Origin of the sequence: Pedobacter rhizosphaerae (assembly GCF_900111155.1) — a bacterium.
Classification (GTDB): Bacteria; Bacteroidota; Bacteroidia; order Sphingobacteriales; family Sphingobacteriaceae; genus Pedobacter; species Pedobacter rhizosphaerae.
Window position 1 is genome coordinate 44,204 of record NZ_FOGG01000022.1, and the last position, 16,576, is coordinate 60,779.

The following is a 16,576-nucleotide window of genomic DNA, read 5'->3' on the forward strand; positions in this document are numbered from 1 at the left end:
AACTATTTCCCAAACAATATGTTTTGATTCAAATTTCATTTTCGTTATTATTGAGTAAGTTCCGCTTTTATGATCATCCTTAAAACAAATCGATTCCCCTTATTGCTATTGTTTTTTTTATTGACCTGGTTTAGTACTCTGGCTCAAAAAAGAGATACTTTAAGATCAAAACAACTAGATAGCAATAAAACGTTTGTGGCCAAAATGCAGGAATTTGCCCGTAATTCTGCTCGGAAAAGTGCCACCGATTTTGAGGATGATAAAGCCGTTGCCATTCAGAACAATGTATTTGAGGAGGTAAGGATAACAATGCAAAAAGCTAAAGCTTACCTTCGAACCAGTGTTGATACGGTGGGTACCAAGTCTGAATTAAAGGAAATTGAAGCTGACTTAAAAGTTGCTGGCGATGGCGTATTTACTGAAAAGGGTAGCGCCCAAACTTTCAGAAATTTAACAGCCACCTCAAAAATCCTGCATGAGTTATTAAACAAGGCCAAGGCGCGTAAGTCCAATTTAGATCATCATCAGCAGCAGCTGAACGGATTTCGTTACCGACTAGATTCTTTAATTAGTGTTCCTGCACTTTTTCGTTTTCCTACAGATTCTTCAGCCTTAGTTAAATACTTGCAAAAGATTGCAACCGTTGCCTATGAAATGACACCAATAGATAGTGCATTAAAGCTTGCTAATGGTAATGTTCAAACGTTATTAAATCAGGTTAATTTAGTTGTATCTAAACTTCAGATTAACATCGAAGAAATTGAAGTCTATCAGAAGGAGATGGCCGTACATACCTTCAGAAGAGATTTTGGAAATCTTTGGAGTCCAGCCAGTCAATATCGTTCATTTGGAGAAATAGCCCATTTTTCTATAGCTAAAGGGATAATGACACTGCTTTTTTATGCAGAGAACAATTTAGGGAAATTAATAATTCTCTTCCTTTTGGTGCTGATTTCCTTTATTTACCTGCGCTCATTAAAGCGAATATATGCAGCTAGAAATTTGCTTAAAAGTGATTTTGAAGGACAGCTTGTGCTTCGTTACCCCATTGCCTCTGCTATCATATTGGTCATCAGTCTCTTTCAGTTCATTTTTCTCTCGCCTCCATTTATCCTCAGTGTAATATTCTGGTTGATTTGTTGCTTCAGTTTAACCATCATTTTTAAAGGATTTATTACCAAATATTGGCTAAATGTTTGGTTGTTAATGGTTTTTTTCTTCTTCTTTTCTTCGGTAGACAATTTGGTTTTACAAGCCTCCAGGGTAGAACGTTGGTTCATTTTGGTTGTGGCTGGAATTGGTGTGATCATAGGATTGATTATTCTTTTTGAGAAAAGACAGAGCGAACTCAGAGAAAGATGGATCATTTATTCCATTGGATTTATGGTATTTCTGGAGACAGTATCCATAATGGCTAATATTTTAGGCCGTTATAACCTCTCTAAAACCCTATTTATTGGTGGCTTTCTTAACGTTGTTGTGGCCATACTTTTTCTTTGGGTAGTGCGCTTTATTAATGAGGGATTACTACTTGCCTTTGATGTGTATACCGTACAAGACCGAAAACTTTTTTACCTCAATTTTGAAAGGGTTGGCAAGAAGGCCCCTGTCTTGCTTTATGCGCTCCTCGTATTGGGCTGGCTCATTTTGATGGGACATAACTTTCCCGCTTTCGAATACCTTTCTGCACCCTTAAAAGATTTTTTTAACCAAGATCGTACCTTAGGTAATTATACCTTTAGCATTAATAGCCTGCTACTTTTTGTAGCCATTATGGCGATAGCTGTATTGATTTCTAAAATCGTTTCTTTTTTCGCTTCTGATGAGCATTTAGTGGTAAACAAAGATGAAAAGCCTAAAACAGGTTTGGGAAGTTGGATTCTGCTTGTTCGGATCTTTATTTTAAGTATGGGTTTGTTTTTAGCCATTGCTGCGGCAGGAATACCCATGGATCGGATTACGATCGTGTTGGGTGCCTTGGGTGTAGGCATCGGATTTGGACTACAAACCCTGGTGAATAACCTGGTGAGTGGCTTAATCATTGCATTTGAAAAACCGGTTAATGTAGGTGATATTGTTGATGTTGATGGTCAGGGAGGAACAATGAAGTCGATCGGGTTCAGAAGTAGTGTGATATCTACCTGGGATGGTGCAGATTTGGTGATGCCCAATGGGGATCTTTTGAATTCGCATCTGGTTAACTGGACACTTGCTGGTAACCGCAAAAGAATATCTATTGTAATGGGACTTTCCTACCAGGCCGATTTACAGCAGTGCAGACAAATTCTTTCTGATGTTTTAACTGCAGAACCCAGGGTAGTCAAGAACCCAGGTCCGGTTGTTCAATACGAGCAGTTTGGTGCGAGTACCATTGATGTTAAAATTAACTTCTGGACTAAACATATCAGAGATGCTTATGCGACTAGAAGTGATCTGATTATTGCCATTTCAGCTGCTTTTAAAGCAAATGACATCGCTATTCCTTTTCCACAACAGGATGTGCATCTTCATTATCCCGAGAAGAATGATGATGAAAAGGAATAAAGAGGATGTAGCATTAATTCTGTTTGTTAATTATGAATATAGCAAGCGTTAATGAAAGCTTTGCTTAAGCTTATCGGATACCTGTTCCGATTTTAGATTTGGAAGCCATCATGGCATCTTTTTTGTAAAAATCTGTTAATGAGTTGTTTATGTTCGGTTAGAAAGTCGAAGGCAATCAGTCCTGAGTACTGGGCATGTTCAATACTCAGGATTGATTTTTACTACAAATGAGCACTTTGCATCAGCTTTCTGTATTTTTGATACATGAGCTTTGCTGTTGCAATAGGATCACCTTTGGTTAGTGTTGGATAATCCTTCCGTTGATTAACCCACTTCCATTCCCATTCGCTAATCTCTTTATCAAAGGCTTTCACATCAAGCGCTTTTTTCTGTTGTAAGCTGGTTTCCAGCTTTTGGAAAAACTGTTGCCACCTTGGTTTGTAGAAGTCGTTCATCAACCCACTCCACTGCCTGCAAGCATATTCGTGTAGTGGGTTTTTGGCATCCCCCCACAAGGTAATTAAGTCTTTTGCGTTCATTTCGTAAAGGGCTTTTTCACTTTCATTTGTTCCCCAACGGCGTGCATCTGCAACCCAGGGGCCTAAAAGAAAATCCCTTCGGGTGGCTAAAACCTGATCCATATCAGTAATTAATTGTATAAATTGTACACTGTATTTCTTCAGCGCAGCTTGATCTTTATTTTTATATGCGCGTACAATTTCTTGTTGAAGGGGTAGTGCATAGTTGGCCATTACTTGCCTCGTTAAATCAACGATGTCATATTGGAAGCCGTCACTTTTTTTGCAGGTAGCCGATGCCTTTATCAGCTCGTCCCAGGCAGGGAGCAAATCCTGAGGTAAGTAGTTTAAACGTGTATTCGTCCATCGGGTAAGGCTATCTAAGGTTGGTCTGGCCTGAATAATAGATTCGGCCCCATCTCTAATGTATTTGTCTTGCGGTACGGTAAATACGGTTTGATGTAAAATATCCCAAGCCTTCAAAGCATGAGCATCTTTATTTCCATAGCGGTTGCGGATAAATGATGGAAGCCAGGTTTTGAGGTCAATAGCCTGATTTTGCCAGGTATGTGCCGTCATTAATTCATAAAGTACAGGGTTTTGCTCTATGCCTTCCATTGTAAGACCAATGCCTACCAGGTTTCCGCTTTTAGGATCATTTAATGCAGCTGCAGGAGCTGAGGCTACCACATCCATTCTGCCAAACAGGTTGGTGTTACCGCCAAAGTTATGCAGCATATTCCAAATCCAGGGCTTACCATAAAAGGCATCCGTACGCTTCCAAACAGGTTCAATTTCCGTAGCCAGATCAAGGATAATCATCTTATCGTTAGGAACGGCTTTGAGTAAGGCCTCTGTTTGTGGTTCTTTCCAAAACTTACGATCACTGTAAAAAAGCCAGCCTTGCATTACCCAAACTGCGGCGGGATCGGCTTGCGACATCCCATCGTATACTCTTTTGCTCAGTTTTCCTAAGAATGCCGGATCATCAGATGGCGGCTCATTTTCATTAAAGGTATCAGCAGAATACAGGTGATCTGTGCCCAATAAGGCCGTTTGTTTTTGTAAAAAACGCTTACCAATTTCGGCAAACATAGGGTCTTCAGAATCCAGAATGTAGGTATCGGCAAAGCCATTTGTCCAATTGGTGGCTTTTAATTTAGCCTGAGGAAATTTCTTCTGAAAAGCTGCAGGAACATGGCCTGTAAATGCAGGAAGCACAGGTTTCATGCCTAAGGCGCGTTGACGGGCTAAGATTTTCTTTTGCAGTTCGAAATGGCTTTTCATCCAGCTAACAGGAAGCGGGCCACCCCAACCGTCTATGTTACCCATCCAAAACCAGGAGAAATATGCCGGACCGGTGAAAAAGCCTTTCAAATCCTCATCACTAAATCCCATCTCTTTGTATAATAAATACCAGGTATATTCCTCACCTCTAATGGCCAGGGGCATATTAATCCCGTGCAAAGCCATCCAGTCAATTTCCTTTTCCCAGCGTTCCCAATTCCACCAGCTCATGCTGTAGTTGAAAGTACAATAGTTTAGGTAATAGCGATAGGTGTAAGGGGTAACCTTTCTGATTTTTTCAGCGATTAAAGGGAGTTTTGCCGGTACGTTTAAATTAGTGCCATTCCAGGTAATCTGGCTATGACAATATTCATTTAGGTAATAATATAAGGCAGAGGAAATGGCTACGCCACTGCTTCCCCGCAAAATGATTTGGTTGTTTTTACTTTCCAACTCAAAAACATCTTTTCCATTTTCCTGGGGGATGCTTTCGGTAATAAATGCTGATTGTTTTTGGGGCAATACCCTCGAAATTAAGGCTTTGGATGCCTGAAGGTCTGCTTGCGCGCTTACTTCATTGGTAATTCCCAAAAGTGTTATTGCAGCTATAAATATTTTTAATCTCATTTGATATAAATTAAACCTTTAAAAACCATTTTTTGTCGTAAAGAAATTTGAGCAAGGCCAATTGGATCAGCAATACACCAAGCCAGAGTATAGCGGGTTGCCACGGTGTATTGGCCAGCTTGATCATGCCACCAAATAAAAACTGCGAACTGGCTTCGAAGTTAATCAATCCATGCGCAGCCATGTAAATTAAGATAGAGTTGGTACCCATCCACACAAAAGGCATGCTCCATTTGCGGTATCCAGCCACATCAATAATGGCATAAAACAGGGCAAATAACAGCAGGCTCCAGCCACCTGCAAAAAGTACAAATGAACTGCTCCATATATTTTTATTAATTGGGAACCAAATGCTCCACACTAAGCCCATGCCAAGAAGCACAACTGCAGCAATAGCCATTAAAAGACTTTTCTTAGCCAGACTGAATTTGTGCTCAGAAAGTTTTAAAAACTGGCCTGTAAATATCCCGAGAAGGGCAGAGGCTACTGCAGGTAGCGTAGAAAGCAAACCTTCAGGGTCGTAAAATATACGATGTAGTTTACCGGGCAAAAAGTGCTGATCTATAAATGCCGAAAGGTTGCCATCTGGGCTGATTACCCCAGCACCAAAACCAGGCACGGGAACCCACATCATTAACGCAAAATACCCAAACAGAATTCCTGCAAACCACATCACCTGCTTTTTGAAGTTGAAGTGTAGAAAAATCAGTGCCGCAAAAAAGGCAGATAAGGCAATTCTGCCCAAAACGCTTGCGAAACGGGTTTGTTCATAGCCTTTAAATTGAAGCAGGCCATTAACCACCATACCTAAAACAAGTAGAATTAAAGTTCTTTTGATAAGAGAACGATAGATTGTTTTTCTGGCCTCTTTCTTCAAAACCGGATTGGTTTCAGTAAAATACTTGCTATAGGAAAAGGGCATTGATATGCCGGAGATGAAAATGAACAAGGGAAAGATCATGTCGTAAAAGGTAAAGCCGTTCCACACGGTATGGTGAAGCTGGTTACTAACCAGTACGGCAGTACGTTCTAAAAAAGATAATTCGCCATTGGGCTGAATCATCCAGTTCTCCGCATTTCGGAGCAGCTGATGTTTTTCCTTAACACCATTTGCAAGGCCGTGGAAAATACCCTCACCGCTGATAATCCAGAACATATCAAAACCCCTAAGCGCATCTAATGATAATAATCTTTTAGACTTAGCGGGTTTTAAACTATTTTCAGATGTTGGAGATAGGATCATTTTGGGCTTTGAATCTATTTTTACTTTTTGATATTGGTGGTATAAATGATTTCACCTTCATCGTTTATGGTTTGTACCTTAATCAAATCTTTATTAATGGAGAAAAGCATAAAACCATAAGTAGAGGCTGCCATTTGTTGGTTTTCGATCAGTTTTACCGGTGTTTTTTCTGATGCTGCACCAGAAATAAAATGATGGGTTTTGCCTTCTGGCTTAATGTGTTGTAAACTATGTTCGTGGCCTGTTAAGTAAACATCTACACCATAACGGTCCAGTACCGATTTAAGTGAGCTGCGAACAGCCTTGGTATCATAACCATCAGTTCGGCTACCGCCTGTATACATGGGATGGTGACCAACTACTATTTTCCACTTAATGCTGGGGTCGCTATCACTCAGTGTTTTCGCTAACCAACGTTTTTGTGCGGTAGTGTCTTGTCCTTTAACATTTGGACCATATTCCGAATTTTTATAAAATTCGGGTATGAGGGGGTTTGTGTCTATAAAAGCAATTAAGACTTGATTATTTAGATCCCCGTTAATGGGGAATTTTTTTGCAAAGTAACGGGCAGGCATTTTCCATCTTCTGCTGATTTTGGAATATTCTACCTGTGCATCCGGATTGGATTTATAGTCGTGGTTGCCCAATACAACGTACCAGTCCCACTGAAGAGAGAAATCGGTATAAATGTCTTCAAACGAATATTTGAATGATGGATCCTGAGCGCTGATAACACCGCTCGGATAAAAATTGTCGCCGGTAGAAATGATAAATTGTGCTTTAACGTCTGTTGCCGTTAAGCCCATTTGTTTGGCAACCTGCTTTTGATGATCGGCTCCGTTTCGGCCCCAATCGCCCATGGCAATAAAATTTAGCGAACCGGGTGTTTTGGTTATTGTTTTCGTAATGGCTGGGTTGCTTGCTGGTTCTTTGAGCAATAATTGTGCTTTTACAGAACCGAATGCCATTAAAAAGAGGAGAAAAGGTAAATGTTTAATCATGGGATGCTTTGAAAAAGTGTTAATCAGTTTAAAGAAATTGACCGATTAAAGATAGAGATTTGGAAAGGTATGAGGCTGTATTTATAAAATTGATTGGTCATCCTGAGCTTGCCGAAGGATTAATGAAACATTAATGCGTTTCGACAAGCTCAACCTGACAACTTAAATTGATAACTGAATATTGCTACAGCCTCATCTTTCCGATATAAAGGATATTAACGCTTACTGAGGGTAACCCGGATTTTGTTTCAACTTAGGGTTAAGCACCATTGCAGTTGCTGGAATAGGGAATAACCTGTGGAAAGTTTGGGCATCTGTTTTAAAGCCCCAGCTGTTTTCAAATTTACCAAAACGAATCATGTCGTTGCGGTGCCAGCATTCCCAGGCCATCTCTCTGCAACGTTCTTTGTATAAATCTTCCAGCGTTACAGTAGTCCAGGCAGGAGAGGTAGTACGTACCGCACGTACCTGATTAACCAATGATAAAGCTGTTTGGCCATTAGTAGCATTTCCGCCACGTAGGATGGCTTCGGCTTTCATTAACAAGATATCTGCATACCTGAAGATAGGGACATCATTATTTTGATTTCTGTTAGATGAGGTACTATCACAATAAAATTTATTGTTGCGATATCCCATATTCCAGGCAATCTCATCATTACCGGCATCAAATGGTCTTGAAGCGTCTCTTAAAGTCACATTTGGTGTAATATCTACCTGGTAAGTAATTGGCGCAGAGCCGTCAGCACCGGTATAAAACTGATCATAGCCTTTTTTGGTGGTGCTTACATTTACAGGAGTTCCACTGTAGTTAAATTGTGGTCCTTTAATCCATTGATTATTCCGTTTATCATTAGGATCGTTAAAGTTTGCATAATACTCAGGCAAGGTACTCATTGGAGCACTTGGCGTGTGTTTTAAACTGAACTTAGCCTGTAAAGAACGAGGAAGTGAATATCTGGCATAAAACATATAACCATTACTAAATCCCGGATCGAAAGGAAGAGCAAAAATAAACTCTTTAATTTGAGGTCCGTTGTCGATAAAGAACATCTTACGATAATCAGATTCCAGACTGTAAGGAGATCCTGTTGCCGTAATAATGGCATCGCACATGGCTACAGCGTCATTATAACGTGCGGTACCAGTATAAACCTGTGCATTTAAATACATCTTTGCTAAAATAGCATAAGCTGTATAACGGTTTGGCCGCCCGTAAGTTGCAGCGCCAACAACAGTACTCAATTGTGGCAAAACCTCTTTTAATTCTGTCTCAATAAAATTGAATACTTCCAATCTTGACTTAGTATCTGGCGGTGTAGTTTCACCAAAGGTGGTTACAATAGGAACATTACCCCAAAGGTCCATCATCATAAAGAATGCCAAGGCACGTGTGGCTCTAAGTTCTGCTAATGCCGTTGTTTTTGCTGGCGATTCTGGAGCATCTTTAAGTAAAAATAAACTTTGGTTAGCCTTACTAATGGTGCCAGAGAGCCATGACCAGCCACTGTTTACGTGCCCGTTATCTTTATCCCAGGTATGTTTATGGTGTTGTTCAAAACGTCCGCCATCATACCAGTTTCCGCCTCTTGCAGGCATAATGGATTCATCCGTACTCAGCGATTGCATGAAGAAATAATCTGTTCCCCATCCCTGGCGTAATTGTACATATACCTGGCCAGTAAGCTGGATATAATGTTGATCTGTTTGGGGGAAAGTTTCAGGAGTTAATTGTGTCTCCACTTTTAAATCCAGTTTGTGGCAGGATGTTAACACAGTAAGTGATAAGATCAAGCCTGTAGTTATATTGATAAGATTTTTCATCTCCTTATATTTTAGTTAAATGATACGTTTAAACCGAATAGGAAAGTTCTGGTTTTTGGATAGAAGTTATTGGTATCTACACCTGGTGCTGTACCGCCCTGGTTAATCTCCGGATCAATACCTTTGTAACCAGTAATTACAAATAAATTGTTAGCTGTAGTGTAAACTCTTAAAGATCTTACGCCAGGGATAATGCCTTTTTTAAAGGTATAGCCTAATGTTGCATTGTCCAATCTAAGATAACTTCCGTTCTCAATAAATCTACTAGAATATTTGTATGAATTGAAATCTGCTGTGGATTCATTTTCAACCTCTACAGGGATATTGGTGAACTGAGCGGTGTTAGGACGGAATAAATCAGCACGGGTAACGTTCATGATTTTATTTCCAAGTACTGCTCTCATGAAAACACTGAAATCGAAGTTTTTATATCTAACATTATTGGTCCATCCAATCAAAGCTTTCGGTTGTGCGTTACCCAGAATGTAGTAGTCTGTTCTGTTTAGCAAACCCTGAGTTTTAATGTTTCCTGCAGCATCATAGTATTGAGAAACACCGTTAGCATTTTTACCTGCATATTGAAAGGTGTAAAATGTTCCAATGGCTTGTCCTGGAGATAATATTTGTAAGGTTGCACCACTTTGTCCGGCACCATCTGGCTGCACGGTAAGCCTGTCGTCTATTTTGAACTGGCTGTCAGACAGTGTAATGATTTTATTCTTATTGTGTGCCACATTGATTCCGGTAGTCCAGGTAAAATCGGTTGTACTTACCGGTGTTCCATTTAACACAAATTCAAGTCCTTTATTGGAAAGCTTACCTACGTTGGCCGTAAGTAAATTAGATGGATAGAGGTTTTGATCTACCTCAAACGGAAGAATAAGGTCTGTGGTTTTTTTGTTGTACCAATCTAATGAACCTCCTAAACGACCATTAAAGAAAGTGAAATCTACCCCAATATTCGTTGTCGCTGTTTTTTCCCATTGTAGATTTGGATTTTCGTTTTGAATGGCTCCGTAAGCGCCCTCTCTTGGCGATCCGTTGTAGTAGAACTGTCCAACAGCACCATAAATTAACTTGGTGGTTAAAGGATAAAAACCAGCGGCATTACCCGCAATACCATAACTTCCACGAAGTTTCAATGTGCTAAGTACAGTTTGGTTTTTTAAGAAATTTTCCTGGTCAATATTCCATGCCGCACCAATGGAAGGAAAATAACCCCATTTTTCATTGTTTCCAAAAGTATTCGATCCATCTCTTCTTATCGATCCCTGAAGTAAGTATTTATTCTTGTAATTATAGTTTACCCTGGCAAAATCAGAAATCATGAGGATTTCCTGGTAAACAACATCCGGATTAAAATTCACCCTGAAATCACTTACAGCATAAGGATTTCCCAAACTTAAGTTGTTATAACTTACTTCGTTAACAGGGAAATTGGTTGAAGTTGCTTGTACACCATCATTATTTAATGATTGCTGGTAAGAATAACCTACAACTGCGTTAATGTCGTGATTGCCAAATTTTTTATTCCAGGTTAAATAAGTTTCAATAATTTTATTGGTATTTTGATAAGCATTTCTCACTGCAACGCCATTTTGTCCTACCAGGGAAACAAATGTTGGATTTGCAGGTGGGTCTGGTGTATTCCTTACGTTGTTATATCTCGAAGTATAGATGCTGTTGTAAAATGCACCATAGATATTTTGGGTATTCTGATAAGATGCGGATACATCATAAGAGAATCCAAAAGGTAATTTCAAGTTTGCAGTGAAGTTTCCAATAATGGTTTTAGTTTTCAGGTTTTCCTTGCCATTTTCCAACATGGATACCGGGTTGTAATAACTGGTTTGAATCAGGTTATCGAAATAGCTTCCATCAGGGTTTCTAACTGGTGCAGTTGGCAAATAAGTTAACATTTGAGCCAATACGGTGTTACGATATGGAACCAAGTCAGCATCGCTAATCGAATTGCTTAATGTTAAGCCCAGCTTCAATTTATCATTCAATGCTTTTTGCTCAATGCCTAGTCGACCAATAAAACGGTCTAATCCACTTGTTTTAACAATACCTTGCTGCTTAAAATAGTTGATGCTGGCATTATAAGTAGTTTTTTCCGTACCGCCACTCATCGAAATATTGTGGTTATAAGAGGTTGCATCGGCACGTTGTACTTCTTTTTGCCAATCAGTATCTGCACCTTTATCGTTGGCTGGTGTTAATGCAGAATTGTTTCTTGCCAGGAAAGAACGAAGCTGATCTGCATTCATCATGTCATATTGATTGGAAACATTTTCTACACCAAAGTAACCACTATAGGATAGCTGTGTTTGTCCCGCAGTTCCTTTTTTAGTAGTTACCATAATAACCCCATTGGCAGCTCTGTTACCATAAATTGCAGCAGCAGCGGCATCTTTTAACACGTCGATAGAAGCGATGTCGTCTGGTGCCAGAACAGAAATATCGGCTCCTACAACATTATCAATTACAAATAACGGAGATTGTGCACCTTCACGTAGCGTAGAAGCACCACGCATAATAATGGCAGCATTACGGTTAGGGTCACCACTGCGGCTAATGTTTAGTCCGGGTACCTTACCTTGAAGCATTTGACCAACGTCACTAATCGCGCCTTTGTTCAAATCGTCTCCTTTAACGGTAGAAATAGAACTGGTTAATGCTTTTCTGGTGCTTTTACCGTAACCTACAACCACTACATCATTAAGAGAAGCAGCAGCTTCCTGAATGGTTACCTTGTAATTGTTTGCTGCACCAATGGTTAATTCTTGTGGGTCATAACCCAGAAAGCTGAATACGATTTTATCACCTGTTTTTGCTGTAATGCTAAATGCTCCACCAGCACCCGTTGAGGTAGCCTTAGTTGTTCCCTTTACGATAACTGATGCACCAATGATGGGCAAGTTTTGGGCATCGACTAAATTACCCGTTATTTTTCTCTCGTTTTGAGCCAATGCGATATTAAAGAACTGGCCAATAAATAAGAACAGCAATACCAGATAACTGCGCTTAAAGCTTGTACTTTTAAATCTCATGATTTTTGTAAAATTAGGTTCATAAATTGGTTAGTTTGTTTTGTTATGAAAATTTGCCCCCGCAAAGGGGGGCGTGATTAGAATTTAATATTTACGGGAAGATATTTGGCTACTAAAGCCTGGTAATAAGGTTTCAATTCTTCCCAACTTTTTTGATTGGGATTTTTAGAGTATAAATCGTACGGGTTAAACAGTCTAACCCATTTAAACATTTCATGGTCTTTCTCATTCATCAGGTGATCGTAAGCATTTTCGCGATGCTGTGAATAGAAAGAGTGGTAGCGCAACATGTAAAGCCCTGGTTCAGGAATATAATCTTTCATCATGTGATATACATATTCATCATGACCCCAAGACATGTGTACGTTATCTAAGCCACAATTCTGTGTATATACCCCCAGTTTTGTCTGGTAGGTTGGATTTTGATAATCGGGGTTGTGCTGGAAGAATTCCGGGTAAACGATTTTGTCCGAATAAGCACACCCTACAGGAAAAGTATCGCCCACAACCGCCCATTGAGGCTCACCAAAAAGGCAAAGTACCTTTCCCATGTCGTGAATAAGACCTACAAGTACCATCCAATCCGGGTGACCATCATTTCTAATGGCTTCTGAGGTTTGAAGCAGGTGTTGCATTTGATCAAGATCGGTATCCGGGTCAGAATCATCAACCAATTCATTCAGGAATTCGAAGGCACTCCAAATCGGCATTTCCTTTTTGTCGAACTTAAGATATTGGGCTTTCTTCTGTTGAACAAATTCATACGTTTGGTACAGGTGATTTAAACGGTAAAATTCCTTTACACCATCTTTCTCCGTTTCTTCGTAGTTGCGAAATTGTTCCTCTTTTTTGTCTTTATTGATTGAGGTGGGATCGGGATAGCGTTTGATTACATCTTCTTCCCATTCATCTAAGTTGTGTAGTGGATTATTTCCATCAACAATACCTGAGTTCTTGTTTATGCTCATCGGTTAGAAATTAATTATGTTTTGATTAGATGGAATAAAGTTGACGTTTTGAAACATGATAACTGCAAAATCAAGCGACTTTATTTACGTAAACGATTAAGTAAATGGGCAAGATTATAGCGCTGAAAGTGGATTTCATGGTTGTTTAAAACGGTTTAGTATAGGCTTGATTTATTCGTAAATGTGTTACTTGATGAGAAGCCGGTTCCTGTTGTATAAAGGATAGAAAAAGTACCTCAGTAAGCTTGATCTGTATTTTTTATTCAATAACCCGCTCTTTTATCAGCCCGCAAATGTACAAAATATAAAAAACGTTGAGGAGACGTTTTTTTGTATTATTTTATATATTCGTTGTTCAGCTATGGTCTAACCAAGTTATGGGGAATAGGGATTAAAATAGTTGGGTGCTTTTTGTTCGTACCCATCTGATGAGTATAGGTTTACATTTTTTAATTGGCTCACCATTTATAGTAGATTTTGATTAAATTTATGGTACATATCTTCCTTATATTGCCGATACCTGGAAAAACATGCCTTAGCGAACAGGACTATTTTAAAAGACCAAACCATGTCAGAGCCAGTAAATATTAAAAGGTTAGCGCAAGAACTCAATATTTCTATTGCAACGGTTTCCAAAGCATTAAATGACAGCTACGAGATTAGTTTAAAAACCAAAAATAGGGTTTGGACATTAGCAAAGCAGTTAAATTATACCCCTAATCCGGCCGCAAGCAATCTGCGTAGTCATAAAACAAAAACCATAGCCGTAGTTATACCCTGCGTGGCCAATAATTTCTTCTCGCTGGCGATTAAAGGAATTGAAGAAATTGCCCGCCGTTATGATTATCATGTATTAATTTACCAAACCCACGAGAATAGTGAGATGGAGGTGAACTTTACCAATAGCCTGATTAATGGTAGGGTAGATGGTATTTTAACCTCAATTTCCAGTAGTCTTTATAATATTGAGTATTATTCCAATTTAGTTAAGAAAGTACCGCTGGTATTTTTTGACCGTGTTTATGAAGATCTGGATGCGGTTAAAGTAACTACTGATGATTTTGAAATTGCTTATCAGGCAACTGAACATTTAATAGAGTGTGGCTGCAAGCGAATCTCTTTTCTTTATGGTTTAGAGCATCTACCAGCAGGAAAAGCCCGTTTAGCTGGTTATAGAGAGGCCTTAAAAGCGCATCAGCTGGTTGATGAGGACGCATTGATTGTTAAATATCACGAAAGTGAACAGGTTAATGCTTTTAACATAAAGGCCTTAATGAAAAACCAGAAACCCGATGGCGTACTCTCTTCTATAGAGGAATTTGTTTTGCCTTGCTATGATGTTTGCCGGGACTTAAATATTCATATTCCAAATGATGTGAAATTGGTTAGCTTCTCTAATTTAAGCACTGCCCGGTTACTCAATCCATCGCTAACAACCGTAACCCAGCCCGCTTTTGAAATTGGCATGGAAGCCGCAGGAAGTTTATTCAAAATTCTCCATAAAAAAGATCAGGGAATGGATCAGAATGTGGTACTTAAATCTACACTAATCAAAAGAGAATCTACGGGGTTTTAGGTGGTTCAATGGTGTTAATAGTTCATTGGTGTCAATGGTTCGTTGGTTCATTGGTGTCATTGGTTCATTAGTATCATTGGTTCATTAGTTCATTTGCTCATTAGGTATTGGTTAGTAAGGCTTTAGTAATTAGGCGTTTAGTTCAGTGCGGTGGCTTGTCCATTTTACATTCTACCATTTTACATCTTTGCACATCAACAATCACCCATTCTATCATTCACTCATTCTATCATTTAATCATTCACTCATTCTATCATTGCGGTTACACCAACCTATCAGTAATCCCGAAAACGTTTACGCATTTTATACACAAACAATACCCACCGAACTGTTTTTTGTTTCTAATTTAGACGTTTCGCTACACGCAAAACCTGTAAGCGATTAAACTAACCAAATGAAAAAGACATCCCTTCTCTTTACTGCTTTATTAATATGCTTAAATGTTTGGGCGCAACAAGAATTTAATATCCTTAATTATGGGGCAAAACCAGGATTAACTACCGATAACACCTTGCCGCTACAAAAGGCGATTGATGCTGCTCATCAAGCCGTAAAGGCTAAGGTAATTGTGCCTGCCGGGCAATTTGTAACAGGGCCAATTGTGCTAAAATCAGGTGTAGAACTTCATTTATTGGCTGATGCAGAGTTGTTAGGCAGTGCAAATCGGTTAGACTATGGCAAAAAAGATGCAAAAGCCTTAATCTCTGCACGCGATCAGCAAAATATTTCCATAACGGGACAAGGGATCATAAACGGCAGAGGTAGAGAAGTGGTGAAAGACTTGATTAAACTGCTGCATGAAGGCGTATTTCAGGATGAAACCTGGGCCGTTAAACGTCCCTCAGAGCAAAACAGGCCTAGATTAATCGCTTTTACGAAATGCAGTAATGTTTCAGTGAAAAATATAACCTTAAAGAACAGCGCAGGTTGGGTTCAGGATTTTGTTGCCTGCAATCAAATCAATATCGATAGCATCACCGTAGAAAGTACAGAGTATTGGAATAATGATGGAATCGATATGGTTAATAGTAAAGATGTTCGCATTACCAATTGCCGTATTGATGCAGCAGATGATGGTATTTGCTTAAAATCGGAAGGAGAAATAGCCGGTATCTGTGAAAATGTATATGTAGAGAATTGTGTGGTAAGATCAAGCGCCAGTGGTTTTAAGTTAGGTACAGGTTCTCATGGAGGCTTTCGCAATATCAAGGTTAGAAATCTGACTGTTTATAATACCTATCGCTCTGCTATTGCACTGGAAGCAGTAGATGGTGGTTTTATCGATCAGGTAGATATCGAAAATGTAACGGTGAAATACACCGGTAATGCTATATTTATCCGCCTCGGACATAGAAACCAAACTGATCAGTACAGTACGGTCAAAAATATACGAATCGCCAAAGTAAAAGCAGAAATACCCAATGCCAAACCTGATGCGGGTTATCCGCTGGAAGGACCTTTGCCTAAAGTAGCCCCTCATAATCTTATTCCTGCCTCGATAACAGGTATTCCGGGGCATCTGGTAGAGGATGTAGTTTTAGAAGATATTGATATTACCTATGGAGGTGGAGCATCAAAAGCAACAGCATTTATTCCTTTAGATAAATTGGATCAGGTAACAGAAAATGAAGCAGGCTATCCCGAATTCAGTATGTTTGGAGAGCTGCCGTCATGGGCATTTTACGTACGTCATGCCAGCGGAATTTCTTTTAAAAACATTAAGTTTAAGTATGAAAAATCCGATTTTAGACCCGCAATGGTTTTCGATGATGTAAAAAAGCTTAATATTGCCGGATTAGAAGTAGCGAGCGCGGAAAGTAAACCGGTAATTGTGCTGCGGAAAACTACTGCGCACAACATTAAGCAAATTAAGCTGCCTTTTGATTCGAAAGAAGCCATTGTTCAATTACCTTAAATATGTTTTTAATTCAGCCA

The 16,576-nt window shown here is 39.4% G+C and carries 9 protein-coding genes; 3 read left to right on the plus strand and 6 right to left on the minus strand.

The genetic code is table 11. From position 1 onward, the window contains the following. Nucleotides 1-69: 69 nt before the first annotated feature. On the plus strand, nucleotides 70-2,544 hold the full coding sequence (locus BMX11_RS16675; protein ID WP_245738694.1) for a mechanosensitive ion channel family protein: 2,475 nt from the start codon (nucleotides 70-72) through the stop codon (nucleotides 2,542-2,544). Between the two features lie 221 nt (nucleotides 2,545-2,765). Here BMX11_RS16675 and BMX11_RS16680 read toward each other — a convergent pair whose 3' ends face one another. The 6 genes from BMX11_RS16680 to BMX11_RS16705 form a co-directional block, all read right to left on the minus strand. After that, nucleotides 2,766-4,976: an alpha-N-acetylglucosaminidase gene (locus BMX11_RS16680; protein WP_090886318.1), complete on the minus strand. Its 2,211-nt coding sequence runs from the start codon at nucleotides 4,974-4,976 to the stop codon at nucleotides 2,766-2,768. A 10-nt stretch (nucleotides 4,977-4,986) separates the two neighbouring features. Beyond that, entirely contained in the window at nucleotides 4,987-6,219 is a 1,233-nt protein-coding gene (locus tag BMX11_RS16685) for an acyltransferase family protein (protein ID WP_090886320.1), read from the minus strand. Between the two features lie 20 nt (nucleotides 6,220-6,239). Then, the gene (locus tag BMX11_RS16690) at nucleotides 6,240-7,220 is read right to left on the minus strand and encodes a purple acid phosphatase family protein (protein WP_090886322.1); all 981 of its coding nucleotides are present in this window, start codon (nucleotides 7,218-7,220) and stop codon (nucleotides 6,240-6,242) included. 222 nt (nucleotides 7,221-7,442) lie between these two features. Then, complete coding sequence (locus BMX11_RS16695; RefSeq protein WP_090886324.1) at nucleotides 7,443-9,044, minus strand: RagB/SusD family nutrient uptake outer membrane protein; 1,602 nt, start codon at nucleotides 9,042-9,044, stop codon at nucleotides 7,443-7,445. A gap of 11 nt (nucleotides 9,045-9,055) precedes the next feature. Beyond that, on the minus strand, nucleotides 9,056-12,097 hold the full coding sequence (locus BMX11_RS16700) for a SusC/RagA family TonB-linked outer membrane protein (protein ID WP_090886326.1): 3,042 nt from the start codon (nucleotides 12,095-12,097) through the stop codon (nucleotides 9,056-9,058). Nucleotides 12,098-12,174: 77 nt separating this feature from the next. After that, the gene (locus tag BMX11_RS16705) at nucleotides 12,175-13,065 is read right to left on the minus strand and encodes an inositol oxygenase family protein (protein WP_090886328.1); all 891 of its coding nucleotides are present in this window, start codon (nucleotides 13,063-13,065) and stop codon (nucleotides 12,175-12,177) included. Nucleotides 13,066-13,633: 568 nt separating this feature from the next. On the opposite strand from BMX11_RS16705, the gene BMX11_RS16710 reads away from it, so the two are divergent. Next, the gene (locus BMX11_RS16710; protein ID WP_090886331.1) at nucleotides 13,634-14,641 is read left to right on the plus strand and encodes a LacI family DNA-binding transcriptional regulator; all 1,008 of its coding nucleotides are present in this window, start codon (nucleotides 13,634-13,636) and stop codon (nucleotides 14,639-14,641) included. Between the two features lie 394 nt (nucleotides 14,642-15,035). Beyond that, the gene (locus tag BMX11_RS16715) at nucleotides 15,036-16,556 is read left to right on the plus strand and encodes a glycoside hydrolase family 28 protein (RefSeq protein ID WP_090886333.1); all 1,521 of its coding nucleotides are present in this window, start codon (nucleotides 15,036-15,038) and stop codon (nucleotides 16,554-16,556) included. Nucleotides 16,557-16,576: the final 20 nt, after the last annotated feature.